The sequence below is a fragment of the Brevibacterium sp. SIMBA_078 genome, from assembly GCF_046534565.1.
GTDB lineage: Bacteria > Actinomycetota > Actinomycetes > Actinomycetales > Brevibacteriaceae > Brevibacterium.
Genome location: NZ_JAWRYQ010000387.1, coordinates 1 through 254 on the forward strand (window position 1 = coordinate 1; position 254 = coordinate 254).

Genomic DNA, 254 nt, shown 5'->3' on the forward strand with positions numbered 1-254 from the left:
ATTTATTTGAATTCAACACCGACAACGAAACTATCCCCAATACTCACGAATGGGTCAATACGGGCATTATCGCTTGCAAAGACAGACTGCAAAATGTACCCAAAGTTGAGCTACCCTACTTTTTTGAAATAATGAATGAGAGCCATCTATTTCAAGTCAATGATATTGAACAATTACCAACAAAAGCCGACGCTGAAAAAGTTGAATTTAAAGAGCAAAATATTCAATCTGTTTTGTGCATAGGCCTACGTTTT

General features: G+C 36.2%; 1 protein-coding gene. It reads left to right on the forward strand.

What is annotated here, in order from left to right; translation table 11 throughout:
- Positions 1-254 (forward strand): hypothetical protein (locus tag SB749_RS20130; RefSeq protein WP_410711869.1); only part of this gene is annotated, 254 nt, incomplete at both ends.